We start from the raw sequence: 25,726 nt of genomic DNA on the forward strand, positions 1-25,726 counted from the left end.
CCGCTCAGGGTCAGGTGAGGACAGAGCCTGCGCCGAGCTCAATGTCCGCTCACTTACACCTCACACTGGAAGCCGCCTGCCAGCTTGCGCCCCCGTCCGGTGAGCTCGACGCCGACCCGATGCCGCTGGCCATGTTTCCGCAAGGCTGCATCTACCGGCAAAGGGCGACGCGCGCCATCGAGGCGGCGGGGCGGATGTGGCGCATCGCCTATACCAGCCAGGGGCTGATCGGCGTGCAGGCGGCGGTGGCGTCGGGGCTGGGCATCAGCCTGCTGCCGGTGGATGCGGTGCTTCCCGAGCACCGCCTGCTGAGCGCCGCCGACGGGTTTGCCGACCAACCGCCATCCGAGCTGGCGTTGATCGCGCCCTCACAACGGCTGGACGCGCCGGCGCGCGAGCTGGCCGCGTTTCTGGTCGCAAACATCGGCAGCATTCTGCATGGTTCTGTTGTCCAGCCGAAGGAAGCACGGCGCCCGGTTGCGGCCCTGCGCTAACCGCAGCCTGTGCGGTACGGCCGCTTGATGGAAGCTGAAGCGCATGCTCCCCGGTGTTCGGTCCCAAACTAGAACTTTGCAGCAGCCTTGGTTTCGGCGCTAAAACGGGAAAGGGTCTCGGCATATGGAGCCCGCAGGCCTGAGGCCAAGAGTGCCTGGAACAGAATAGAGCCTGCCCGGACCAAACCTTGGTTTGGTCGAACGTAAGCCCGGAGCGAAAATGCGGACAAGGGACCGCTGCTCATCCTGCATCAGGATGACGGCGAATACCCCCAGGTTTCGTTCGTGGCAGAGTTTGACGCATGAGGCGTAGTCAAGTGTCGATTCATCCGTGCAGGCAGGGCCGCTATTCCCACCCTGCAAATATGGACACAGCCCAAGATCCGTCTCTTGATGCCAGCGATAAAGTTGCCGCGCCCCGGGTGTAAAGCGGGTCGTTCCCTGTTGCTGCGCCTGTTGGGAGAGCAGAGCAAGGTTCGCTTCGCATTGAGCAAGCTCGCCAAGCGCCCTTGCGGCAGCCGCTGACCACGATGCGCCTGCCGCAAACCCCATCGCCGGACACCGGCCGGAACTGTCGCTGGAGATTGCCGCAACGATTGGCACCGCCAAATCCAGCGTGAGTCGCAGAAGCCGCAATTCGCGACCTCGGTGCCGAAGCCAATCTTCATAAGAAGATACGGCGTCGCTTGCCAACGACTTCGGATCGATGCGAGGCAGAACAAGCCGATTGTACCACCAGATGGAGGTCGCATCCCGCTCTATCAGCTCGAGAAGGGCGCTCATCGCAGCGTCCTCAGGGTTGATGCCCAGCGCAAGTCCGTTCGAGTCGGCAGCCGGCAGAGATGATTCCTCGCCACCGGGATCATATCCGAGGAAACACAACCCCGCGGGCACCCAGGCTTGCTCCGTACCGAGCTTGTCGTCACTCAGGATCCAGTCTTCAGGCGCGGATCTATCCCAGCGGGCCGGAACCATATTGCGGGGCTTTCGGTTCCCGGCCTTTCGCCGGTCATATTGCTCTTCGCTGAAAAGAAGGATGCCGGGCGGCTCGACGACCCGCCCATGAATCGCATCGGCACACGACCGGAGAAGTCGCGTCTCGGGAATGATCTGGGCGAAGTAGGTCTCGTCCGCCTCATAAAGGCAGCCTTGCAGCGCCTGCTCGACCGTCGTGCCCCAACCAGACACGAAGTAAGTGCCCTCATCGCCATCCCTGGCGGCGCGAACGCGGCCGGCCGCCACGGTGAGAGGACAGCCGAGCAATGGGTCCGAGATCACCACCGGGCCATAAAGAAGACTCGACCCCACGCAGACCTCGAAGTGAGAATCTTTGGCATTGCGAGCGCTTCTGAACGGACTTCACCCTGTCGTACGTCCGAAGCTCTCGTGTGGCAGTTTACACGCTGCCATGCGCGATAGCATCATGCAAATGTGCTAAAGTACGTTCGGACTCCGACCCGAGGTATGGATTGACCCCAAAGCCTGGATTGACCGCAAACAACGGCACCCTGAAGCGGCGCCTGACTGCGATCGTGGTCGCCGACGTGGTCGGCTATTCGCAACAAATGGCGGAAGACGAGGAAGGCACGTTTACCCGCGTCCGAGCACTGATGCACGACGAGGTCCCAGGCTACGTTCATCGGCATGACGGCCGCGTTGTAAAGAACACCGGCGACGGTGTCGTCGCGGAATTCCCCAGCGCCGTCGAAGCGGTCCGGTGTAGCGTCGCTATTCAGGCCTATCTCGCAAGCCCCGAGCGATCGTCGCCCGGTCTGTTGCTTCGAATGGGCATAAATTTCGGCGATATTATCGTCGACGGCGACGGAGACGTGTTCGGCGACGGTGTGAACGTGGCTGCACGCCTTGAACAGATCGCAGCCCCCGGAGGCATTTGCCTTTCGGCAAAAGTGCATGAGGAGGTCCGCGGAGGGCTGCAATTGCCCTTCGAATATTGCGGTGAGTTTCAGCTCAAGAACATTCCCCGACCCGTGGCAGTCTACTCGCTTATTCACCGACCCGACGGCCCGGCTCCGAGGATCGGTGCCGAGACTTCGGGCTCGAACACGCCATCGATCCTGGTCCGCCCATTTGTCAGCACCGGCGGCGTGGAACCCTATTTCAGCGAAGGGTTCACAGAAGACGTCATCACCGAGCTGACACGGTTCACCCAGCTCTCCGTCGCGTCATATCATACCTCGTTGCGGCTCAAGGATGTGGAACTGCCGAAGCTGGTCTCGGATATCGGGCTCGATTTCGAGCTTTCGGGGCGAATCCGGAGGATGGGGAAGCGTATCCGCCTTTCGTGCGAACTGGTTGACGCCACGTCCGGCGGCGACGTTTGGGCCGAGCATTATGACAGCGACGATCAGGACATATTCGAAGTGCAGGACGAACTGGTCCGCAAGATCGTGGGCACAGTTATCGGGCGCCTCAAGGCAGCGGGTGCTGAGAAGGCGCGACGCAAGCCGCCGGCCAACCTGGCGGCCTATGAGTGCGTGCTGCGCGGCAATGCCCTGCCGCTGGGCGACCTCGCCTCCGAAGCGGAAGCCAGGCAATGGTATCAGCGCGCCATCGACCTCGATCCGACCTATGGGCGCGCCTATGCCAAGCTGGCTCACTACAAGCAGCTGGAATGGTTTCGCGACATGGGATATTCCGATGCCCTGCTCGACGAGGCGCATGCAATTGCCAAGAAGGCAGTGGCGCTCTCCGCCAACGATCCGGTTTGCCTCAACATTCTCGGCTGGGTGCTGCTGCACTTGCGAGACTTCGACGTCGCCGCGCAACTCTACGCACGGGCGCTCTACCTCAATCCGAACGATCCCGAGCAGGTTTCTTATCTCGGAACCCTCTACACATTTGGCGGCGAGCCGGATCGCGCCATGCAATGGTTCGAGCGGGCGCAGGTGCTCGATCCACTCTACGAACCATCCTGGTATTGGCCGTTTCGCGGCATCGCCCACTTCATTGCGGGCCGGCCCGAGTCGGCATTGGTCGCGTTGACCCGTTCGTCGACAATGCCGACATGGGTTACCGCCTACATGGCCGCTTCGAACTCGGCGCTTGGCCGGGACAGCGACGCCAAGTTGTATGCGGCTCGCGTGTTGGCGGCTACGCCCAGCTTTTCTTGCGGTCGATTTGTGGCCAAGGAGCCCTATCGCCTGGAGGAGGATCGGGCCACGCTGCTCAAAGGGCTGCTCGCCGCAGGACTGCCGAACTGAAATTGAAGTTTGCTATCGGCAGCCGAAAAGGACCGCGGACGCAAGCTCGTCATGATAGTGCCGACCCTGTGCGTTGTTGTGGTACGTCCCGAGGTAATCTATCAGGTCCTCTCGTGTGACAACGCCTTCCGGCAGGGCTGGCAGGACCACAGTCAGCTCCGTTGGGGCGTCGCACACCAGTTTCACTTTCGCGTCGACGATCTGCTCCAGCACAATCTTAAGTTCGCTACGAAGAGTCGCGTCATTCAGGTCTTTTACTTTCGACACTACGCCATTCAGTAAACTTTTGCCTTTGTAATCGATATCGAGACCACCAAGATCAACAACACGTAAGGTTTTTCCCGTAGTGCCTGTGACCTGCCCTACCTTCACACTTCGAAGTCCGCCATTTTTATCTTGAGTGCGCAGAGCTATGACGTCATTAAGCGTGAATGCGTTCGGTATGTCGACGGTTATACGCAAGGGATTGGTCGAAACTACTGCTGATACAGTCGCCGTGAACGCGGGCGGCAAAGCCTTCAGCCAAGCCCCCACGAGCGCCGCGCCAATCTCCTGAGCCTGTCGGCCCTGCTTGAGTTTCACTTTGGGCACAAGCGTTGCTCCCCCGCTTTGAGGCGTGCGAGAACAACCTAGGCTGCTTTTTCTTCGGCTGCAAGAAGAGCCTCAAACGGTTTGCCTCCAATGCTTTGCCGTGGACAGACAGCGGTATTGGGAGCATGCTGCCCGTCGGTCGACCAGCAGACGGTAGGGATCCATGAGGCTCACCTGGCTTGTGACTTTTCTTGCCACCACACTTTCCGCGGCCACGATCGTGCACGCGGACGAAGACCCGGACGGGCCGCAAGTAACGCAACACACATTCATTGCGCCACTTGCGGACAAGGACAAACTTACATCGTTTATCGCCAACCTGAACAAGATCAATGCGTCGGGGGAAGCTCTGCAGGCTGTCGACATGCCGGACCTGGGATTTAGCCTGGTCACGGGAAGCTTTACGGAGGAGGAAGCGAACCAGCTTCTGTCGGAAGGGTATCAGGAACCGGACTCGCTGGAAGTGAGCCTGTTCGCGGATGGCGGTTGCGAAGCACGCCGTCCGCTAGAGCCTGTGGCGGATGACAAGCTCGTGCCGCCGAACGTTTGCAGAGTCGTCAAGTCGCCCAGTCCCGTGACCAACGGGTCCGCGGTCTGGATCATCGATAGCGGCGTCGATGAAGACATCGTCGCAAAAGGGCTTCTCAATATTTCGGAACGGATCAACTGTACGGTCACTCCATGCAGCACGACCATGGGCGTGGCAGACGCTCAAGGTCACGGCACGATGGTCGCAGGCATCATTGGCGGAATGCGTGTGCAAGTTGCGACAACAACTGGAACTAAATACCTTGGCATCGTTGGGGTCAGCCCCGGGGTGCCGCTCAAGATTGTCAAGGCATTTGAAGGCGAGAAGTCGAAGATCGTCGGGCCGCCGCTCGTCGCCCTGCAATATGTTCATGACAATGCGTCAGCCGGCCAAATCCTGAACATCAGCTGGGGCGCGCAGTTCATGGAGACCGCGAGAAAGGGTGGCCAATTAGACCTGCTTGGTAAGATGGACAAGCTGCTGTTTGAGATCGCAAACAAGCAGGTCCGCATTGTGATCGCGGCGGGCAACGCGCGGAAAGACGACGAGGCGTCGTGGGTACAGTCCTTTTTCCCGGCCAATGCGTCGGAATATTTTTCTGCAGACCCCACGCAAGGCTTCATCCAAAGTGTCTCGGCATCCGACAGCACTTATATCACCGGCACCGGCACCGGCGCGTGCAGCACCGTGTCAGGCAATTGGTGTGATCTGCTTTGGGATGGCGGCGCTTTTGGCGCGGCCATGTCCGAGCCCGGCGTTGACGTCCCGGTGCTTTGGCGGAGTACAAACATCACCCACAAGCTAAGACAGAATATCTGTTCGGGGACGTCCCTTGCCGCTCCAGTCCTGGCGGGACTGCTGGCGCGGCCCACTCCGAATGTGCAGGAGGTTCCGATCAAAAAAGGCGTGATCCCAAACGCCGATCAGCTTGGATTTTCGACGCCCGGAACGCCGGACGTCACCGATCCGGATTATCCAAAATGCAGCAATTGACGCGCCGCACGGCCCTCCAGGGTTTGGGTCTTACCTCGCTGTTTGCGACCAGCGCAGGGTTTGCCTCGGCGGTTTTTGCCGGCGACAGCCAACCGCGGCTGCTGGTCGTTCATCTTCGGGGCGGACTTGATGCACTGGCCGCGCTGCCGCCCCATGGTGATCCGGATTTCCGGCGGGTGCGAGGCAGGGCGAGAGAACTTGGCGGCTCCGACGACGCATTCGGCGTGAAGCTTGATCCGCTGTTTGCGCTTCATCCGGCGCTGGAACCACTTGCTCGGTTCTATTCGGCCGGCGAATTGCTGATCCTGCCCGCGACGGGCATCCCGGATATCGGGAAATCGCATGGCGCCGCGCAGAGGGTCCTGTTCGACGGCGATGTCGACGGCGGCGATTTTGGCTGGCCAGGAAGAACCGCTTCGGTGCTGTCGCAGGGAAGCCAACCAATCTGGCGCGCAGCGCCGACCGACCTCTCGAATGATGTGCTTTCCGATCTCGTGTTGGCCAATCCGGGACTTGATATCGCTCGCCTTTGCCTCGGTGAGGCGTCCGGTTCAGCCGGAGACGCGGTGCAGACGTTGCTCGCACGGCGACATGCGCTGAGTGCTGCCAGCTTTGCCGCAGCGGCGACCTCCGCGGCGCAGGCGCTGTCCAGGCCCGACGGTCCGCGCGTGGCCCTGCTGCAGTTGGACGGCATCGATACCCACGTTGCTCAGGGAGAGCGTCTTTCGGCGACCCTTGGGACATTGGCGCGTGGTGTCGTCGCGTTCTCGGAAGCGGCAACCGCGATCTGGCGTCAAACCGTTGTGCTCGGCATTACGGAATTCGGGCGCTCCATCCACTTCAACGAGCAAGGCGGCACCGACCACGGCAGTGCCAGCGTAGCGTTCTTGATCGGTGGTGCGATAGCCGGTGGGCGGATCGCAGGTCACTGGCCCGGATTGGCGGCAGATCAGCTCCACGCGGGGACCGACCTGGCGGTCACCACCGATGTCCGCTCGATCGTGAGCGCGGTGTTGCAAGACCATCTTGGACTCTCAAGCCAGGCAATGGCGATGGTTGCTCCAAACGCATCGGGCCTTCAAGCAATTAAAGGGTTGTTTCAGACTTGATGCACCCTTCGCAGAACGTCTAGCAGCGCCAACGTCCGCTTGTGGGCGACCACACGCCGGGATCGACGCAATCGCGGCGCGCCTAAAACCCGAACAATTCCTTGCGCAGGGCGCCCTTGGAGTGGCCAGAAGCTGCCCCTCTGGCCTTTTGTGTCAGCCGCTCTATCTGGCTAATGTTAGCCTTATCCTCTGATGGAGGTTTTGATGGATCGGCGATCATTCTTGACAGCATTGTTCGGCGTTGCGGGGGCCGCGGCGCTTGCTACGACGGTTCGGCCTCTCGAGGCCGTGGCCGGGGTTCCCAATGTCGGTAACGGCATTCTCGATGAGCTCGACAAGCAGGATGCCAATTCTTTCGATGAGGGTGAAGGCCCGGGCGATGTCGAGCAGATCTCGCATCGGCGGAGACACTGGCGCCGCCATCACAGGCGGCGCGTCTGGAGACGGCACTGCCGTACATTCTGGCGGTATGGCCGGTGGCACCGGCGCTGCTATCGCAGGCGCTCCTTTGTCATACTGCGGTTCTAGCCGCACAGCTTGACCCGGGGTTCGGATAGTGCTGCCCTGAGGCGCAAATACTAAAAATAGACCCATCCCGATTTGCTTCGGGATGGGTCTGTCATGTTTGCCCAGCCACCGCCGCCACGGAGTCCCGCTCGACCAGCGGGCATTCCAGCTTGGTGATGGGATAGCGGCCGCGGCCGGGAGGCGGCGGCACTTCGAGCTGCTCGATCGCCCATTGGCCCATGGCCATGTGCGGCAGGATCGATGTCGTCAGCGGCGGGAACAGATGGCGAGCGATCTCCTCGTCGTCATAGCCGACGACCGAAATATCCTGCGGTATGTGCAGGCCCGCCTCCTTCAGCGCTTCGTAACAGCCGATGGCCGTGCGGTCGTTCTGGCAGAAGATGGCGGTCGGGCGGTCTTTCAGCGCCAAAAGCTTGACGGTCGCGGCATAGCCCGCACTTGCCGACCAGTCACCTTCGACCACCAGCTCCGGATCGAACGGGATGTCGGCGGTTGCGAGCGCCCTGCGGTAGCCTTTCAGCCGGTCCTGCGCCGCCTGCATCCACGGCTCGCCGGTGATGGTGGCGATGCGGCGGTGGCCGTGGCCGATCAGATGCCGGGTCGAGCTCTGGCCGCCGGCGATCTCGGAAGGCACTACCGCGGGGAAGGCATAGTCGGAGGTGTAGCAGTTAAGCAGGATGACCGGGATGTCGAGGCCGTAAAGAAAGTCCGGCGCCGTGATCTCGCGGGTGAAGATGGTCATGTAGATCAGCGCCGAGATGCCGCGCTTGGTGAGTGCCGCAATGGCGCGAGGCTCCATCACGGCGTCGCCCATGGTCTGCGCCACAAGCAACACATTGCCGGCGTTCCACGATGCCTGGCGCGCGCCCTCGATGGCGACGACGGCTTCCGGACTGGTCGCCAGCTGGTCGACGGCGAAGCCGATAACGCCATCCAGCCCCTCGAAGGCGGGAACCGGCTTGCGCAGCGCCGAGAAGGCGGGCGCGGTGTAGCCGAGCGAACGTGCGGCGTCGATCACCCGCTCGCGCGTCTGCTGCGACAGCCTGATCCCCGGTGAATTGTTGAGCACGAAGGAGACGGTCGCCTGCGAGCAGCCGGCCGCCCTGGCGATATCGGTCATGGTGACACGGCCGCCCTTGGCGGTTCTCACCGGCGCCTTGCGCCGCTTCGCCGTGTCGCTGGCCGGATCCCTCGTCTCGCTCATGGCATTCGTGTCCCCAATCCCCAGCCTGTCTAGCGGCAGCCTGTCAGGCCGACAAGATGGCGTGGCGCCGTCGACTAATGGAAGTGGTCGAAGGCGTTTATGTTTATTAGCAGTTTTGAAGTTCCTCCGCCACGCCGCTCCGCACCGGTGAAACTCAAAGGCTGCAAGGCATCCACCTGGGTGCGGCCGATCCGACACGCGTTCGGCAAACTAGCCCCAAGGCCGCCGCCGAGCCGTCGCTCGAGGCCTTTTACTAATACTGTTTACTAATACAAAGATGCGCTGTAACGTCAATCCGCCGCGCCCAGCTCGTTTGCGGCTGGCGCGGCGGAAAGTGCAGTGGACAGCCTGATGGTGAGCGGGGATTGCCTCCGCAAACTCTGTCTCGGACATGTGATATGTCAGACAAATCAGACTATTTACGAGCATGGGATGAGTCTCTAAAGTCCGTGATCGCGACTGGAACGACGCCATTCTTTCAGTGCCGGGAATCCTGAGGAGGAGGGCGTCCAAATCGCAAGCGGCAAACCAGTGAATGCAAGATCGGTTCAGTCCGACGACTGGACCAAAACGGGAGGTTGAACATGAAATCCTTGATACGACATGCATCCGTAGCCACCGCAGCCCTGCTGCTGGGCCTCACGGCGACAGCGATTGCGCGCGCCGACGACAAGCCGACGCTGGCCTTCGTCGTCAACGGCGCTTCCGATTTCTGGAAGGCCGCCGAAGCCGGCGTCAAGAAGGCGCAAGGCGAGTTGCCCGACTACAATCTCGAACTCAAATATCCCGAGCAGTCCTCGGTCGCCATCCAGCAGCGGCTGATGGACGATCTGGTGACCGCCGGCGTCAAGGGCATCATGGTCTCGGCCGTCGATCCCAAGACCTCGACCGACGGCCTGAACAAGATCGCCTCGGAAACGGCGCTGTTCACCACCGACTCTGACGCACCGCAGACCAAGCGCGTCGCCTATATCGGCTCGTCCAATATCGATGCCGGCAAGCAGGCGGCCGAGATCGCCAAGAAGGCGATGCCGGACGGCGGCAAGTGCCTCGGCTTCGTCGGCCTGCTCGGCGCCGACAATGCCAAGGAACGCATCCAGGGCATGAAGGACGGCCTCGCCGGCAGCAAGATCGAACTGGTCGACGTGCGCGGCGACGATATCGACCAGGCGCGCGCCAAGAAGAATGTTGAGGACGCGCTGGTCGCCAGCCCCGACATCACCTGCATGGTCGGCTTCTACTCCTACAACACGCCGCGCATCTATGAAGCGCTGCGCGACGCCGGCAAGCTCGGCTCGATCACCGTCGTCGGCTTCGATGACGATCCGATCACGCTGGGCGGCGTCAAGGAAGGCACCGTTGCCGCCACCGTCGTGCAGCAGCCCTTCGAATGGGCCTATCAGGGCATGAAGCTGATGGCCGCCTATCTCAAGGGCGACAAGTCCGGCATTCCGGAAGGCGGCCTGATCATCATCCCGACCAAGATCATCGGCAAGGACGATGTCGACGCCTATGCGGCCAATCTGAAGGCGATGTCCGGAAACTGAGACTGCGAGCAGTTACGCCGGCTCAGGGGTTCGCCTTGAGCCGGCGATCGTATTGACGGGCCCGGTCAGGCCCGTCAGTCTGCTGAAGGGGCTGTTTTGGCCCAGCGGCTGCTGTCAGGCTTGATGAACTATTCCGACACATCCATTGCAGCGACTACCCCGTTCCTCGGCCTCGAGAACGTGCGCAAGACCTATCCCGGCGTTGTCGCGCTGGACGGGTTTTCCATGGAGGTCCGACCGGGCGAGGTAATCGGCCTGGTCGGCGAAAACGGCGCCGGCAAATCGACCTTGATGAAGATCCTCGGCGGCGTCACCAGGCCGGACAGCGGCACCATCACCGTCGACGGCGTTGCACATGACGGGCTCACCGTCGAAGGCAGCCTGGGGTCGGGCATCGCCTTTGTCCACCAGGAACTCAACCTGTTCGAAAACCTCGACGTCGCCGCCAACATCTTCTTCGGCCGCGAGCCGTTGCGTGGCGGGCCGCTGAGACTGGTCGACCGTGCCAGGCTGCGCGAAATGGTAGCGCCATTGTTGAAACGTGTCGGTGCCAATTTCTCCGCCGATACGCCGGTCTCGGCGCTGTCGCTGGCCCAGCAGCAGATGGTCGAGATCGCCAAGGCGCTGTCGATCAAGGCGCGTCTGGTCATCCTCGACGAGCCGACATCGAGCCTGCCGATCGCCGAAACCGACAAGCTGCTCGACGTCATCAAGGGGCTGAAGGCCGACGGCATCAGTGTGATCTTCATTTCGCACCGCCTGCATGAGGTCGAGCGCGTTGCCGACCGCGTCGTGGTGCTGCGCGACGGCATGCTGGCCGGCACCTTGCCGAAGAGTTCGATCAACCACGACCAGATGGTCAAGCTGATGATCGGCCGCATGCTGAAGGAGCGCGAGAAAGCCTCTGAGGCCGCACGGGCACCGGGCGCTACGGCGCTATCGGCCAAAGCCGTTCGCACCCCCGCCTACCCTGCCCGGCCAGTCGATCTCGACGTCAGGCGCGGCGAAATCCTCGGCCTTGCCGGCCTTGTCGGCTCCGGCCGCACCGAACTGGCGCGGGTGTTCTTCGGCATCGACAGCACGCTTGGCGGCGCGCTCGAACTCGATGGCAAACCGCTTGTCCTGGGCTCGGCCGCCGATGCCGTCGCACACGGCATTTTTCTCGTCCCGGAAGATCGGAAGCTGACCGGCATCCTGCTCGATTTGTCGATCGCGCAGAACATTTCGCTGCCCAATTTGCCGGCACATGCGAAGCGCCACCTGGTGTCGGCAAGCGCGGAGACCGTCACCGCCGAGAAGCAGAAGAGCAATCTCGGCATCAAGGCGCCGTCGGTGCAGACCCGCACCGGCTCGCTGTCGGGCGGCAACCAGCAGAAGGTGGTGCTGGGCAAGTGGCTGGCCATGAACCCGAAGGTGATGATCCTCGACGAGCCGACACGCGGCATCGACATCGGCGCCAAGGCCGAGATCTATGGGCTGATGCGGGCGCTGGCCGATGCCGGCGTCGCCGTGCTGATGATTTCCAGCGACATGGAAGAGGTGATCGGCGTGTCCGACCGCATCGCCGTCATGCATGAGGGCCAGATCTCGGGCATTCTCGACAAGGACGATTTCAGCCAGGAAAACGTGCTACTGCTGGCTGTCGGCAAGAAGCCGAATTAGCGGGTATTGGGGAGACGACGATGAGCAAGAAAGATCTCGGCCTGCTGATCCTGATCCTGGTGGTGGGAACCGTCGTGGCGATCATCAACCCGCGCTTCCTGCTGCCGATCAACCTTGCCAACACCTCGAACCTGATCGGGCTGTTCGGCATTCTGTCGATCGGCCAGGCCTTCGTCATCATCACCGGCGGCATCGAATTGTCGGTCGGCTCGGTGGTTGCGCTGCTCGGTACGCTGTTCATCGACTTCATCGCCGTGCGCGGTTTGGGATGGCCGATTGCGCTGCCGCTGATCCTGGTGCTCGGCGGCATCATCGGCCTGGCGCATGGCTGGCTGATCACGCGGCTGAAATTGCAGCCCTTCGTGGTGACGCTGTGCGGGCTGCTGATCTATCGCGGCGTGGCGCGCTTCTACACCGGCGACGGCACCGCTGGCTTCGCCTTCGGCCAGAATTTTCCCGAGCTCGAATTCCTCACCGCCGGCCGTAGCTATGGCGTGCCGAACAGCTTCATCGCGCTGATCGTCATTTCCATCGTGATGTGGGTGGTGCTGCACCGCTCGGTGTTCGGCCGCTATCTCTATGCCATCGGCAAGAACGAGGAAGCCGCCAAATATTCCGGCATCCGAACGGGGCGCGTCGTCATGGCCGCCTATGTCATCTGCGGCGTGCTGACGGCGCTGTCGGCGATCTATTTCGCCATGTATACGCGCTCGATCTCGCCGGCCAGCCATGGCCAGTTCTACGAGCTTTACGCCATTGCGGCGGCCGTGCTCGGCGGTTTCTCGCTGCGCGGCGGCGAAGGCTCGCTGATCGGCGTCATCCTCGGCACGGTGCTGCTGCAGGAGCTGCAGAACCTGGTCAATCTGCTCGGCATCCCTTCCTCGCTCAACTTCGCGGTGATGGGCGGCGTGATCCTGATCGGCGTGCTGGTCGACCAGCAATGGGGCGTGTTCCGCGCAAGACGACTGATGCTGGATGCAAGCCGGAAGACTGTGGCGGCGGAGTAGTTACTTTCAAGCTCCAGCCCAGGATGGTCTGAGATTCAGGTCAGGCCGCGCCGAAAATGGCTGATATCGAGAACCGGAGCGGAGCGTACTTCAAGTACGTGAGCACCGGAAGCGCAGGTATCAGCCGTTTGCAGGCCGGCCTCACCTGAATATCAGGCCATCCTAAATCACGCCGGACATATCCGAGAACGCCATCGCCTTGCGCAGCACTTCGGCGAAGCGCTCGCCGGCGGCTTCGCGCGGGCCGCCATTGTCGATCGAGGTCACGCCGGGGCCGGACAGAGCGACGTTGGCGCTGCGGGCGAGGCGAGCCAGCACTTCGCCGCGCGACTCGCGGCCGCGCTGGGCGAGCCGCTCGGCGAGGATTTCCGGCGAAGCGGTGATCTCGACCACAGCGAGATTGGCGTAGCGCTCGCGCAGCACCGGGATGACCGCGCGCGAGACATTTGCGACGGCGACATGGCCATTGGCGATCGACCAGTCGACATCGGCCGGGATGCCATAGCGCAGGCCATGCGCCTCCCAGGAAATGGCGAAGGCGCCGTCGGCTTCGGCCTCGACAAAGGCGACGTCGGCCAGCGTGTCGTGGTCCTCGCTTGCCGCGTCGCTCGGCCTGGTGATGACCCGGCGCACGAACTCCAGCCTTGTCTCATCGGCAAACAGCGACTTGGCATAGCCGATCACCGTATCCTTGCCGGCGCCGCTTGGGCCGACGACGGCGACAAAGACGCCGTTGCGGACCGGAAAGGCCTCGGCGGTGAGTTCGCGTTCGATTGACGCCGAAACCATCAGGCGACCCGGCGGCCCTGGCGCCAGACCGTGCGCACGACCGGCACATGATCGTCGACGCGCACGCGCACCAGGTCGGCGCGGCGGCCTTGCTCGATGACGCCGCGGTCGCTGAGGCCGATGGCCTCGGCCGGGTTCTTCGACACCATGGCAACCGCCTGCGGTAGGGAAATGCCTTCTACGACATCACCGAGGAAGAAGGCCGACTGGATCAGGCTGAACGGAATGTAGTCGGACGACAAGATGTCGAGCAGACCATCGCCGGCCAGTGTGCGGGCCGAGACGTTGCCGGAGTGCGAGGCGCCGCGCATGACGTTGGGCGCGCCCATCAGCACGCCGAGCCCGGCATCCTTGGAGGCTTTGGCGGCTTCCAGCGTTGTCGGGAATTCGGCGACCCGCACGCCTTGTTCGATCGCCTCGTCGACATGGCCTGATGTGGCGTCGTCATGACTTGCCAGCACAATGCCGCGCTCGTTGCAGGCGGCTGATATCGCCACCCGGTTGGGTCCCGAATTCCGCGCCGACTCACTCATTCGCTTTTCGCAGAACAGCTTGAAGTCGCGGTCGGTCAGCTTCAGCTTGCGCTGGTAGTAATAGGCGTAGGTCTCGAGGTTGACGAACTGGCGCTGTCCCGGCGCATGGTCCATCAGCGAGGCCAGCTTGACCCGTTCGTCGCCGTCGAAATTGGCGAAGGCGGCGAGGCAATCCGGCGCCGAGACCTCGCAGCGCAGATGCAGGAAGTGATCGGCCCGTAGGCGATCCTGCTGGACACTGTCCTCTATGGCGTCGGCGAGCTTGCGGATGTCGTCGGAGGTGAGGTCGGCGTCCTCGTCCATGCCAACGCGCAAGGCATCGAGCACGGTGGTGATACCGGCGGTGGCGACCTGCGCGTCATGCGCGAGCACGGCGGCGATCGGGTTCCAGCGCACTTTCGGCCGCGGCGCGTAATGGCCTTCGAGATGGTCGGTGTGGAGTTCGACCAGGCCGGGGATGATGTAGTCGCCGCCCATGTCCTCGCCGCTTCGCCCGGTGCCGGCGTCGATGCCGGCGATAAGGCCGTCGCGCAGCAGCAGCGACCCTTCGACGATTTCGTCGGCAAGCACGATGCGGGCGTTGGTCAGAACGGTCTCGGCGGTCATCTCAGGCAGTCCTTAGGTTTCAGGCGATGTGGTCAGGCGGTTTTTCGGGCAGTGCGGCGCCCGAGCGCATGGTGCGAGAGCACCATGAACGGCGCGCCCGGCTCGGTTTCGACAAACAGCGTCAGCGCATCCACCAGCACCGGCTGCTGCAGCACCTCGGCGAACAGGCTGTCGATTGCTGCGCGCAGACGTTGGCTTTCCTGTGGCCCGGCCCGGCCGGACAGCGTCATGTGGAAACGAAATGTCTCGAAGACATAGGGGTAGCCCCACTGGCAGAGATTGCGGAACTCGGCCGGCTTCAGCGAATCCGGGCTGCGCCGCTCGATCTCGGCCTCGGTCAGCGGGGCGCGGAAACGGTCGAAGCCCAGCACGACATCATCGGCGAAACGGTTGAGCGGCGGCAGCGGCCCCTCAGGCACCAGGGCGAAGAAACCGTCGATCTGGCTGACGATCAGGCGCGGGATGGTGACAGTCGGCGTCGCTTCGGCAAAGGCGTCCAGCGCCGCGCGCAGCGAGGCTTCCGTCTCGTTGGCGGCCAGCCGGAAGGGCGCCTTCAGCGTCGCGTGAAAACCGTAGCGGCGGGCCGATGCGGTGTGGAAGGCGACTTCCGCCGCCGACAGGTCCGCCACCGCCTCGACCGGCCTTGTGGCGGCGCCGAAAGGGTCGCGGCCCAGCCAATTGGCGGCGAGCCGCGCCAGCGGTTCGTCCTGCCTCGGGGTGAAGTAGATGGCATAACGCATGAGAAATCCTCGTCAGCCCGCTGCCATAGGTGATTTCCATGACGGATTGACGAAGCTTCTGCGGGTTTTCGATGGCAAATCGACCAGACAAGTCCTTAGCCGACGATTTTTTCCAGCTGGACCAATAGCTTGCGCTGTTCAGGCCTTCATCAGCCATTCGTGCTCGGGCGCATTGTGGAATTTCCACGTCCGCTTCGGCCCGGCCATGACGTTGAGATAATAGAGATCGTAGCCATGGCAGGCGGCGCAGGGGTGGTAGCCCTTGGGCACCAGCACGACATCGCCATCCTCGATCGCCATCGCCTCGTCCAGTTCGCGGGCGCCGGTCTTGTCAGCGTCGGTGTAGACGCGCTGGAAGGCAAAACCCTGCGGCGGGTTGAGGCGGTGATAGTAGGTTTCCTCGAGATAGGATTCGGTAGGCAGATTGTCCCGGTCGTGCTTGTGTGGCGGATAGCTCGACGTGTGGCCACCAGGCGTGATGACCTCGACCACCAGCAGCGAGTCCGCCGGCTTGCCTTCGGGCAATATGTTGGTGACGTAGCGCGTGTTGGTGCCCTTGCCGCGAACCTCCTGGCCGAGATCGTTGGGCGCGATGACCCGCACCGGCAGGCCGCCGCCAAGGCCCGGTGCCGAGCAGACAGCGAGTTCGAGGTCGGTGTCGGCGGTGACCGACCAGTCCGACCCCTCAGGGATATAGACCGACCACGGCTTGCCCTCGAAGGGCGACATGCGCTCGCCGAGCAGGCCGAGTTCCTGACCGCCGGCCTTTGCTGTGCCCTTGCCGGTAACGAAGACAAGGCAGACTTCGCGGTCACCCGTCTTTCCCGAAGCGTTTTCGCCCGGCTTCAGCCGATGCAGGTCGAAGCCGACATAGGTCCAGCCTGCGCTTTCGGGCGTGACATGAGCGACGCGGCCGTGGCCCTTGTCGGCTTTGACGAGCAGTTTCGACATTGCGGTCATTCCTTCGGTTCGGCGCCAGCCTTCGGTTCATCGGGCGTTGCCGCCTTCTCGGTGACCGGCTTGTAGAGGTAAAAAAACTGCCAGACGGCGTAGGCGGCGAAGCCGAGCGCGATGACGCCCCAGAACGGTGTGCCGGAGGCAAATTCAATTCCCGCCCAGATCACGCAGACGGCGACGACGGCAACGCGCCGCCACAGCGGGCGGAAGAACGGGTGCTCGTAATCCTTCATCGGATCGCCTCAGGCATTGGGAAAGCCTTGAGTCTCGACGGTGTAGCCTGCAGCCGTCATCACCCGCATCAGTTCCTTGTGGCCGACCTGCGCCATCTTCAGCGGCGGGTTCTTCTTCGGATCCTGCTCGGCCTCGACGACGAACCAGCCTTCATAGCCATGATCGGCGAAGCGCTGCACGATGACGCCGAAATCCAGCGAGCCGTCGCCCGGCACGGTGAAGGCGCCGAGCGCCACGGCGTCGAGGAAGGACTGTTTCGTGCGGTCGAGCCCGTCGATCACGGCCATGCGCACATCCTTCACATGAACATGGCTGATGCGCTTGTGGTGGTTGTCGATGGCGCGCAGAACGTCGCCGCCGGCAAAGGCGAGATGGCCGGCATCGAGCAGCAGCGGAATGCCGTCGCCGGAATGGCGCATGAAGGCATCGAGCTCCGGCTCGGTCTCGACCACCGCCGCCATATGGTGGTGATAGGACAGCGGCATGCCTTGCTCGGCGCACCATTCGCCGAATTCGGTCAGCCGCCTTGCATAGGCCTTCATCTCGTCGCCAGACAATTTCGGCTTGGTGGCGAGCGGCTTGGAGCGGTCGCCCTGGATCGAGCGGCCGACCTCGCCATAGACGATGCAAGGCGCGTTGACCGCCTTGAACAGGTCGATCATCGGCTGGATGCGATCCTTGTTCTTGCCCATGTCCTCATCGACCAGCGTGCCGGAGAACCAGCCGCCGCACAGCGTCACGTCGGCCTTCTTCAGGATCGGCAGCATGACATTGGGATCATTGGGAAAACGGCGGCCCATTTCCATGCCGGTGAAGCCGGCCGAGCGCGACTGGCGCAGGCACTCTTCCAGCGAGACGTCGTCGCTGAGTTCGGCAAGATCGTCGTTCCACCACGCAATGGGGGACATGCCCAGTTTGGCTTTCAAGTTTTGGCTCCGGATTTGAACTGCTTATTACCTGTTGGTCGGCGCTGCCCCTCATTCGCCTGCCGGCACCTTCTCCCCGTGAAACGGGGAGAAGGGAGGAACTCCAGCACCTACATCAATCGCCGATGGTCTGCATCTGTCGCTTTTCGTCATAGGCCTTGCGCGCTGCGTTGACCTGGCTGCGCGCCGACACCTCAGGCACCGCCACATCCCACCACGTGCCGCCGGCGTCAGTCGAAACCAAGGGGTCAGTGTCGATGACGAGAACGGTGGTACGGTCGTTAGCTTTCGATTTCTGCAGCGCGTTTTCCAATCCTGCGATCGACGGCACCTTTTCTGATATCGCGCCCATGCTTGCGGCATGCGCGGCGAAGTCGATGTCTGGCAGGATTTCGTGGCGCGAGTCCTTGAGCAGGTTGTTGAAGTTGGCGCCGCCGGTGGCCATCTGCAGCCGGTTGATGCAGCCATAGCCCCTGTTGTCGAGCAGCACGATGGTGAGCTTGAGGCCGAGCATCACCGAAGTGGCGATTTCGGAATTCAGCATCAAATAGGAGCCGTCGCCGATCATGACGACGACCTCTTCGTCGGGCTTGGCCATCTTGGCGCCGAGGCCGCCGGCAATTTCGTAGCCCATGGTCGAGAAACCGTATTCGGCATGGTAAGAGCCGGGCGCACCGGCCTGCCAAAGCTTGTGCAATTCGCCCGGCAAACCGCCGGCCGCATGCAGCAAGGTCACGCCTGAACCCAAAGCGCGCTGCACGGCGCCGATCACCTGCGCATCCGAAGGGAAGGCTGTGTTGGTCGAGGCCGTCACCTTGCCGGCGTCAACCTGCCAGGCCTTCTTGCCGGTGGCGGAATTATCCGTCCAGGTGGACGGCGCTTTCCAGCCTTTCAGCGCAGCACCGAGCTCGGCCAGCCCTTCGGCCGCGTCGGCGACCAGCGGCAGCGCACGATGCTTGCCGGCGTCGAAAGGCTGGACGTTGAGCCCAATGATGGTCTTGCCGGAATTCTTGAACAGCGCCCACGAGCCGGTGGTGAAATCTTGCAGGCGCGTGCCGATGGCCAGCACCACATCTGCTTCTTCGGCCAGCCGGTTGGCCGCGGACGTGCCGGTGACGCCGACCGCCGCCATGTTGAGCGGATGATTGTCCGGCAACGAGGATTTGCCGCCCTGCGTCTCGCAGACCGGAATACCGGCGCCTTCGGCGAATTTCGCCAGTTCGTCCGAGGCCTGCGAATACAGCACGCCGCCGCCGGCAATGATCAGCGGCTTTTTTGCGCCCTTCAACGCTGCGACTGCGGCCGCCAATTCATGGCGGTCCGGACGCGGCCGGCGCTGGTGCCAGACGCGCTCGGCAAAGAAGCTCTCGGGATAGTCATAGGCTTCGGCCTGCACGTCCTGGCAGAGCGACAGCGTCACCGGGCCGCAATCGGCCGGATCGGTCAGCACCTGCATGGTGCGGGCCAGCGCCGGGATGATCTGCTCGGGCCGGGTGATGCGGTCGAAATAACGCGACACCGGACGGAAGCAGTCATTGACCGTCGCCGTACCGTCGGAAAAGTCCTCGGCCTGCTGCAGCACCGGATCAGGAATGCGGTTGGCGAAGACGTCGCCCGGCAAAAACAGGACGGGCAACCTGTTTACATGCGCAAGCGCTGCCGCCGTCACCATGTTGAGCGCACCGGGACCGATCGAAGACGTGGCGGCCATGAAGCGGCGGCGGAAATTGGCCTTGCCATAGGCGATCGCCGCATGCGCCATCGCCTGTTCGTTATGGGCGCGGAAGGTCGGCAGTTCGTCACGAACCTGGTAGAGCGCCTCGCCGATGCCGGCGACATTGCCGTGGCCGAAGATCGCCCAGACGCCGCCGAAGATCGGCACTTTTGTGCCGTCGATCTCGGTCATCTGCTTGCTCAGAAAGCGGGTCAGCGCCTGCGCCATCGTCAGGCGGATTGTCTTGCTCATGGTGTTTCCTCCGCGGCGTCGCGTCTTCTTATGCTGCTTTACGGCCACGCGCGGCAAGCCACGCTTCGGTCAACTGTTCGAAGCGCGAGGCCATGTCGGCGACGGCCTCGTCATCGGACATCTTGCCGGCCAGCCATTGTTCGGCCGCGTGGACGAAGATGGTGCGGCCAACGGCAAAGCCCTTGACGATCGGCGCCTTGGCGGTGGCGGCGAAGGCAGCCTCCAGTTCGTCCTGCGGGGCTTCGAGACCCAACAGCACGACGCCGCGGCACCACGGATCGTGCTTCAGGATGACGGCCTCGATCTTGGCCCAGGCGCCGGCCGATGCTTGCGGTTCAAGTTTCCACCAGTCCGGCTTGATGCCGAGCGCATAGAGTTCTTCCAGCGCGCGCGGGATTGTCGTGTCGTCGAGCTTGCCATGCTTGCCGGCGATGATCTCGACCAGCAATTCGCGGCCGACCTTTCGGGCCGCCTCGAACAGCGAGCGCAGCTTCTGCTGCTGCTCTTCCTTGAGTTCCGCCGGATCGTCGGGGTGATAGAAGCACAGGCATTTGATGCAGTGGTCGACCGGCCATTCCACCAGCTGCGAGCCGATGTCCTGCGAGAATTCGAAGCGCAGCGGCCGCGAACCCGGCAGTTCTACGGGGCGGCCGAGCCAGGCAAAGGGGTGGCGGGCGAATTCGAACATCGCCTCGCGGCCATGCTTCTCGTCGATCAGCATGCCATAGCCGTCGCGGCCGGCGGCGACTTTCGCCGCAGCCTTGACCGCCAACACCTTGAAATCGCGAATGCGCGCCGGATCGGCGCCGGTCTTGGCGGCGACGTCCTCAAGCTGCACACGATGGTCGCAGGCGAGCGCCATCATCGAGGGGATGTCGCGGCGGCGGGTCGTCGCCCAATGGATGTGGTTGATCGCCTCGTCCTTGCGCAAGGCCAGATGCTTGCTGCCGTTCTTGAGGAAGAACTGCAGCTCCTCGAAGGTCGGATATTCCGGCGCGCAGAGCAGCCGTGACACGGCAAAGGCGCCACAGGCATTGGCCCAGGTCGCCGCCGTCGCATGGTCTTCGCCGCCCAGCCAGCCGCGCAGGAAGCCGGACATGAAGGCATCGCCGGCGCCGAGCACATTGTAGATCTCGATCGGGAAGCCCTTGCCGACGATGCCGTCTTCGAGGTCGTCGCTGATCGGCCCGTCATAAACGATGCAGCCCATGGCGCCGCGCTTCAGTACGATGGTCGCCTTGGACAGCGCGCGGATGGTCTTCAGCGCGCTCAGGCAGTCGTCGGCGCCCGATGCGATCATGATTTCTTCCTCGGTGCCGACGATGAGATCGCAATCGGGCAGCACCGTCTTCAGCTGAGAGGAGACGCGGTCTGATTTGACGTAGCGCTCAAAGCCTTCGGCGTGGCCGGCAAGGCCCCAGAGGTTGGGGCGATAGTCGATGTCGAACACCACCTTGCCGCCCTTGGCCTTGATGATGCGGATTGCCTTGCGCTGGGCGGCATCGCTGTTGGGACGGGAAAAATGCGTGCCGGTGACGACGATGGAACGGGCCGAGGCGATGAAGGCCTCATCGATATCCTCTTCGGCCAGCGCCATGTCGGCACAGTCCGAGCGATAAAAGATCATCGGTGAAACGCCTTCGCTCTCGACCGAAAGCAGCACCAGCGCCGTCAGCCGCTCCTTGTCGGTCTTCAGCCCGTCGACATTGACACCTTCGCGCCGCAGCTGTTCGCGGATGAAACGGCCCATCTGCTCGTCACCGACGCGAGTGAGCAGCGCCGAGCGCAGGCCGAGCCTGGCCGTGCCGACCGAGATGTTGGCCGGGCAGCCGCCGACCGACTTGGCGAAAGAGGTGATGTCCTCCAGCCGCGAGCCGATCTGTTGGCCGTAAAGGTCGACGGAAGCGCGACCGATGGTGATGACATCGAGCGGAGCGTATTTCGCGTCCACGGCTTCGCTCATTGGAACCTCCCGTCGGTCTTGTTGTCTTGAGCAACGTAGTTGGGGGACACGCGCGAGCGGCAGCGTGACGCCGGGAATATGAAATAATAATTCCAATCCATAGTCAATATGGAATGAGCATTCCTTATCTTAAAAGTGGCGCCGATGATAGCTGTGGGAGGACTTTCGCGGTCCGGCTCCTTTCACCAGGGAAGCGGACCGTCATCGTTGAAATACCCGGCGTTCGGACCGTCGGCATCCAGGGTCGCCAGGTGTATGATGACCTCAGCCGCCTGCTGCACGGTACGATGGCCTTTATAGCCATTCAGGTCGGTGGCGGTATAGCCGGGCGCCGCTGCATTGATTTTGATGCCTCGCGGCGCGAACTCGCGGGCGAACGCTACAGTGACGGCGTTGAGGGCCGTCTTGGAGCTGCCATAACCCATCAGGTTGACCGCCTGGTTCGGCGTGCCGGAATCGAGCGCGCGGCCGATGGACCCGGTCGAACTGCTCACCATGACGATGCGCGCGGCCGGCGCTGCAAGCAACAGCGGCAGGAAGGCCTGGGTGACGCGGATCGGTCCAAAGACATTGACCTCATAGGTGGCCCTGATATCGGCAAGATGCTGCTCGCTCGGCGGCAGCTCATAGTTGATGGCGATGCCGGCATTGTTCACCAAAACGTCTAGACGGGGGCTTTCAGCGCCGACCGTTTTGGCGGCGGCCGCCACGCTATCGTCCTGCGTGACATCAAGCGCAAGCCATTGAACATCCAGACCTTCGGCGCGCAGGTCTCGTTCTGCTGCCGCGCCGCGTTCTGCATCCCGGGCGCCGAGCCAGACCTTGAAGCCCATCGTCGCCAGCCGTCGGGCAACTTCGCGGCCGATGCCCTTGTTTGCGCCGGTCACCACGGCGGTTTTCGTTGTCGTCATTTCGATATCTCCATCTCTCCATATTGGAGACACAGAGATGGCGCTTCACTGGCGATGCCGCGCGCCGGAACCTCTCTTCCTCTTGCCTAATCCTCTCACCCGCCTTGCGCGGTGCATCTGGATGCGCGATGCTGGCGCCATGAGCGAGGCACTGCGGGAACTGATCGATATTGCCGGCCGCCATGCGCAGGGGCGACGGGCGAGAACGGCGATCCCCCGCGTTTCGATCGGCCGCAGCGAAGCGACCACTACGCCCGTGCCGGGCGTGTGGGGTTCCGGGATCCTGTTCGTGCTGCAAGGCGCGAAGACGGTTCTGATCGGCGACCGCGCGCTTCGTTACGACCCTGCCAGCTATTTCGTCTACACCGTCGACACACCCACCATCAGCCAGATCGTCGGGGCGACTGCAACGCGTCCATATCTCGCCATCGGCTTCACCCTTGACCTGCAGGCCGTCGCCTCCCTGCTTGTCGAGCACGAACCGGCGTTCGGCGGCGACAGTTTCGCCACCTCGCCCGTCAATGACGATTTGCTCGACGCATTGCGTCGCATAATGCGGCTGCTCGACCGGCCGGCGGAGATTCCCGTGCTGGCCAGCACGCTCGAACGCGAGATGCTGTTTCGGCTGCTGCAAGGACCCCAGGGCGGGAAGCTTCGCCAGCTGGCGCGCGTCGATGGCCATCTGTCCCGCATCGGCCAGGCCATCGCCTGGATCCGGACGCATAGCCATCAGCCGATCCGGGTCAGCGACCTCGCCCAAATCGCCCATATGAGTGAAGCTGCCTTTTACCGTCACTTCAAGGCGGCGACGGCGATGAGCCCGATCCAGTATCAAAAACAGATAAGGCTGCTGGAAGCCCGCCATCTGCTGCTTGCCCAGCCAGGCAATGTTGCCAGCGTCGCTTTTGCCGTCGGCTATGAGAGCGCTTCCCAGTTCAGCCGGGAATACGCCCGACAGTTCGGAGCGCCGCCGGCGCGTGACGCAGCGCGGCTTTCCGCGGCAGGCGGGGCGGCCGTAGAGGTGATCTAGGGCTCTTTGTTTTTACGCAATTCCCAAGGGAAAGCGCTACGCGCTTTTCCCGGGAAAACCGTTTCACACTTTTCCTGGAATTGCTCTAGGCTTCTTGCCCGTACTGCGCCGCTTCTCGCCGACGCCGACGGTCAGCGCCATGGCCAGCGCCATGGTTGCCGACAGCGAGCGGAAGCCGGCGAAATCGGCCTCGGCGACTTCGAACCAGACCTTGGCGAACTGGGCGAGCGGCGAAAACGAGCTGTCGGTGATGGCGACGATCGGCACGCCCTGTTCGGCAATGGTGCGGGCTTCCTCGATGGTGGCCGGCGCATAGGGCGAGAAGCTGATGGCGATGACGGCATCCGCCGGCGTGGCGAAGGCGACCATTTCGGCGTTGAGGCCGGCGGCGGATTCGATCAGCTGGTTGCGGATCTTCAATTTGCCCAGCGCATAGGCGATGTAGCTTGCCACCGGATAGGAGCGGCGCTTGGCCAGGACATAGATGGTCTCGGCCCTGGCCAACAGCGATATCGCGTCTTCGAGATGCGCTTCGTCCAGGGTGCGCGAAATATCATTGAGCGAGGTGCTGGCGGCGGCGACGAAGCCGTCGAAGATGGCGCGGTGGCCGGCTCCGGCATCGGCCTTGGCGCGCAGCGCCTGCAGGCGTTCGTCATAGGAGGAGTTGCGCTCGCGCAGCCGCTCGCGAAACACCTGCTGCAGGCTGGTGAAACCGTCAAAGCCAAGCTGCTGGGCAAAGCGGATCAAGGTCGACGGCTGCACGCCGGCCGAAGCGGCGATGCTGGCGGCGGTGCCGAAGGCGATGTCGTCGGGATTGTCGAGCGCATAGGCGGCGATCTGGGCGATGCGCTTGGGCAAGGTTTCGCGGCGATCGAGGATCGTGGCGCGCAGCGTCTCGAAGTCGCGAGGTACCCGTTCGTCCATCGTCGGCCCGTCCAAGCTCATCGGTGAAACGCTCTCTCTGCCCCATCATAGCGAGCTTGCGCAAGAACGCCATAAAAAATGAGGCAGACATTCCATTTCAGAACAAAATGGACTAATTCATCCACCGAGGATTTCATCCAGTGGAGACGAAGATGGTCGGCGTCGGTCTTATCGGCACGGGTTTCATGGGCAAGTGCCACGCCATTGCGTGGAGCGCCGTCGGCGCCGTCTTTCCCGATGTCGCCAAGCCAAAGCTCGTCCATCTCGGCGAGGTCAATGAGGAGCTGGCCAAACGCAAGGCAGGCGAGTTCGGTTTCGCCAAGGCATCGGGCGACTGGCGCGCCGTCGTCAACGATCCGGAAGTCGATATCGTCTCACTGACCACGCCCAACCAGTTCCATCCGGAGATGGCCATAGCCATCCTCGAAGCCGGCAAGCATTTGTGGTGCGAAAAGCCGATGGCGCCGAGCTTTGCAGAAGCCGAAGCCATGGCTGCCGCGGCGAAGAAATCGGGCAAGGTAGCAGCGCTAGGCTACAACTACATTCAGAGCCCGGCCATCCGCCACATCGGCGCGCTGCTCGACGAAAAAATCATCGGCGAGGTCAACCATCTGCGCATCGAGATGGACGAGGATTTCATGGCCGATCCGGAAGCGCTGTTCTTCTGGAAGCATGAGGCCGCGTCCGGCTATGGCGCGCTCGACGATTTCGCCGTGCATCCGCTGTCGCTGGTCTCGGCGCTGTTCGGCCGCGTGGCAAAAGTCATCTGCGACATGGCCAAGCCCTATGCCGACCGCAAGGTAGCGAGCGGCGGGCGCCGCGCGGTCGAGACCTACGACATTGCCAGCGTGCTGATGCATCTGGAAAACGGCATTGCCGGCACGCTGCTGGTCAACCGCTCGGCCTGGGGCCGCAAGGGCCGCATCGCCATCCAGATCTTCGGCTCCAAGGGGTCGATCTTGTTCGACCAGGAGAGGATGAACGAAATCCAACTCTACGTCACCGCCGACCGCCCGACCGAGCAGGGCTACCGCACCATATTGGTGGCGCCGCACCACAAGCCCTACGACGCCTTCCTGCCGGCACCCGGCCACGGCCTCGGCTTCAACGATCTCAAGATCATCGAATGCCACGAATTGCTGACCCGGCTCGCCGGCAAGCCGGCGCGCGTCATCGAATTCGCCGAAGGGCTGGAGATCGAGCGCACCGTGCACGCAATGGCAAGGTCGTTCGAGGATAAGCGCTGGGTGGATGTGCGGTAA

At 62.8% G+C, this 25,726-nt stretch carries 21 protein-coding genes and 1 pseudogene; 9 read left to right on the plus strand and 13 right to left on the minus strand.

All coding sequences use genetic code 11. The features are described 5' to 3' along the window. Window positions 1–113 precede the first annotated feature (113 nt). Window positions 114–494: pseudogene (locus tag AC1D1B_RS02900) on the plus strand (LysR substrate-binding domain-containing protein); the annotation flags it as partial. A gap of 99 nt (window positions 495–593) precedes the next feature. Here AC1D1B_RS02900 and AC1D1B_RS02905 read toward each other — a convergent pair. Further along, entirely contained in the window at window positions 594–1,802 is a 1,209-nt protein-coding gene (locus AC1D1B_RS02905) for a YcaO-like family protein (protein ID WP_477329208.1), read from the minus strand. A 179-nt stretch (window positions 1,803–1,981) separates the two neighbouring features. On the opposite strand from AC1D1B_RS02905, the gene AC1D1B_RS02910 reads away from it, so the two are divergent. Continuing rightward, complete coding sequence (locus AC1D1B_RS02910) at window positions 1,982–3,715, plus strand: adenylate/guanylate cyclase domain-containing protein (RefSeq protein ID WP_477329210.1); 1,734 nt, start codon at window positions 1,982–1,984, stop codon at window positions 3,713–3,715. A gap of 12 nt (window positions 3,716–3,727) precedes the next feature. Here the strand turns inward: AC1D1B_RS02910 and AC1D1B_RS02915 are convergent, their stop codons facing one another. Then, a complete protein-coding gene (locus AC1D1B_RS02915; RefSeq protein WP_477329211.1) occupies window positions 3,728–4,306 on the minus strand; it encodes a hypothetical protein in 579 nt (192 codons plus the stop codon). A 163-nt stretch (window positions 4,307–4,469) separates the two neighbouring features. Between AC1D1B_RS02915 and AC1D1B_RS02920 the strand changes: the two genes are divergently transcribed. After that, the gene (locus AC1D1B_RS02920; protein ID WP_477329213.1) at window positions 4,470–5,828 is read left to right on the plus strand and encodes a S8 family serine peptidase; all 1,359 of its coding nucleotides are present in this window, start codon (window positions 4,470–4,472) and stop codon (window positions 5,826–5,828) included. After that, the gene (locus AC1D1B_RS02925) at window positions 5,816–6,937 is read left to right on the plus strand and encodes a DUF1501 domain-containing protein (protein ID WP_477329215.1); all 1,122 of its coding nucleotides are present in this window, start codon (window positions 5,816–5,818) and stop codon (window positions 6,935–6,937) included. The genes AC1D1B_RS02920 and AC1D1B_RS02925 overlap by 13 nt, the downstream gene beginning before the upstream one ends. 619 nt (window positions 6,938–7,556) lie before the next feature. Here AC1D1B_RS02925 and AC1D1B_RS02930 read toward each other — a convergent pair. After that, on the minus strand, window positions 7,557–8,669 hold the full coding sequence (locus AC1D1B_RS02930) for a LacI family DNA-binding transcriptional regulator (RefSeq protein ID WP_477329217.1): 1,113 nt from the start codon (window positions 8,667–8,669) through the stop codon (window positions 7,557–7,559). 584 nt (window positions 8,670–9,253) lie between these two features. On the opposite strand from AC1D1B_RS02930, the gene AC1D1B_RS02935 reads away from it, so the two are divergent. The 3 genes from AC1D1B_RS02935 to AC1D1B_RS02945 all read left to right on the plus strand — a co-directional run bounded on the left by AC1D1B_RS02935 (window position 9,254) and on the right by AC1D1B_RS02945 (window position 12,885). Then, on the plus strand, window positions 9,254–10,216 hold the full coding sequence (locus AC1D1B_RS02935) for a sugar-binding protein (RefSeq protein WP_477329219.1): 963 nt from the start codon (window positions 9,254–9,256) through the stop codon (window positions 10,214–10,216). Window positions 10,217–10,339: 123 nt separating this feature from the next. Beyond that, window positions 10,340–11,878, plus strand: a complete 1,539-nt coding sequence (locus AC1D1B_RS02940) for a sugar ABC transporter ATP-binding protein (RefSeq protein ID WP_477330515.1) — start codon at window positions 10,340–10,342, stop codon at window positions 11,876–11,878. Window positions 11,879–11,898: 20 nt separating this feature from the next. Beyond that, window positions 11,899–12,885: an ABC transporter permease gene (locus tag AC1D1B_RS02945; protein WP_477329221.1), complete on the plus strand. Its 987-nt coding sequence runs from the start codon at window positions 11,899–11,901 to the stop codon at window positions 12,883–12,885. A gap of 162 nt (window positions 12,886–13,047) precedes the next feature. Here the strand turns inward: AC1D1B_RS02945 and phnN are convergent, their stop codons facing one another. The 9 genes from phnN to AC1D1B_RS02990 all read right to left on the minus strand — a co-directional run bounded on the left by phnN (window position 13,048) and on the right by AC1D1B_RS02990 (window position 22,510). Then, window positions 13,048–13,677, minus strand: coding sequence for a phosphonate metabolism protein/1,5-bisphosphokinase (PRPP-forming) PhnN (gene phnN / locus AC1D1B_RS02950; protein WP_477330517.1), 630 nt, complete (start codon window positions 13,675–13,677; stop codon window positions 13,048–13,050). After that, complete coding sequence (locus tag AC1D1B_RS02955; RefSeq protein ID WP_477329223.1) at window positions 13,674–14,813, minus strand: alpha-D-ribose 1-methylphosphonate 5-triphosphate diphosphatase; 1,140 nt, start codon at window positions 14,811–14,813, stop codon at window positions 13,674–13,676. Before AC1D1B_RS02955 ends, phnN begins: the two co-directional genes overlap by 4 nt. A 32-nt stretch (window positions 14,814–14,845) precedes the next feature. After that, entirely contained in the window at window positions 14,846–15,553 is a 708-nt protein-coding gene (locus AC1D1B_RS02960) for a DUF1045 domain-containing protein (protein ID WP_477329225.1), read from the minus strand. Between the two features lie 138 nt (window positions 15,554–15,691). Next, window positions 15,692–16,504 carry a 5-deoxy-glucuronate isomerase gene (iolB, locus tag AC1D1B_RS02965; protein ID WP_477329227.1) on the minus strand — a complete coding sequence of 271 codons (813 nt, stop codon included), beginning with the start codon at window positions 16,502–16,504 and terminating at the stop codon, window positions 15,692–15,694. A 5-nt stretch (window positions 16,505–16,509) separates the two neighbouring features. Continuing rightward, on the minus strand, window positions 16,510–16,743 hold the full coding sequence (locus tag AC1D1B_RS02970) for a DUF3329 domain-containing protein (protein ID WP_477329229.1): 234 nt from the start codon (window positions 16,741–16,743) through the stop codon (window positions 16,510–16,512). A 9-nt stretch (window positions 16,744–16,752) separates the two neighbouring features. Continuing rightward, complete coding sequence (iolE, locus tag AC1D1B_RS02975; RefSeq protein ID WP_477329231.1) at window positions 16,753–17,670, minus strand: myo-inosose-2 dehydratase; 918 nt, start codon at window positions 17,668–17,670, stop codon at window positions 16,753–16,755. Between the two features lie 115 nt (window positions 17,671–17,785). Next, a complete protein-coding gene (gene iolD, locus AC1D1B_RS02980) occupies window positions 17,786–19,636 on the minus strand; it encodes a 3D-(3,5/4)-trihydroxycyclohexane-1,2-dione acylhydrolase (decyclizing) (protein ID WP_477329233.1) in 1,851 nt (616 codons plus the stop codon). A 28-nt stretch (window positions 19,637–19,664) separates the two neighbouring features. After that, entirely contained in the window at window positions 19,665–21,599 is a 1,935-nt protein-coding gene (locus tag AC1D1B_RS02985; protein WP_477329235.1) for a bifunctional 5-dehydro-2-deoxygluconokinase/5-dehydro-2-deoxyphosphogluconate aldolase, read from the minus strand. A gap of 182 nt (window positions 21,600–21,781) precedes the next feature. Further along, window positions 21,782–22,510, minus strand: a complete 729-nt coding sequence (locus tag AC1D1B_RS02990; RefSeq protein WP_477329237.1) for an SDR family oxidoreductase — start codon at window positions 22,508–22,510, stop codon at window positions 21,782–21,784. Window positions 22,511–22,649: 139 nt separating this feature from the next. On the opposite strand from AC1D1B_RS02990, the gene AC1D1B_RS02995 reads away from it, so the two are divergent. Further along, a complete protein-coding gene (locus tag AC1D1B_RS02995; RefSeq protein ID WP_477329238.1) occupies window positions 22,650–23,540 on the plus strand; it encodes an AraC family transcriptional regulator in 891 nt (296 codons plus the stop codon). A gap of 63 nt (window positions 23,541–23,603) precedes the next feature. Here the strand turns inward: AC1D1B_RS02995 and AC1D1B_RS03000 are convergent, their stop codons facing one another. Next, window positions 23,604–24,464, minus strand: coding sequence for a MurR/RpiR family transcriptional regulator (locus AC1D1B_RS03000; RefSeq protein ID WP_477329240.1), 861 nt, complete (start codon window positions 24,462–24,464; stop codon window positions 23,604–23,606). Window positions 24,465–24,616: 152 nt separating this feature from the next. On the opposite strand from AC1D1B_RS03000, the gene AC1D1B_RS03005 reads away from it, so the two are divergent. Beyond that, window positions 24,617–25,726 (plus strand): Gfo/Idh/MocA family protein, encoded by a 1,110-nt coding sequence (locus AC1D1B_RS03005; protein WP_477330519.1) that lies wholly within the window; start codon window positions 24,617–24,619, stop codon window positions 25,724–25,726.

The sequence above is a fragment of the Mesorhizobium sp. P2_C5_2 genome (assembly GCF_056404535.1).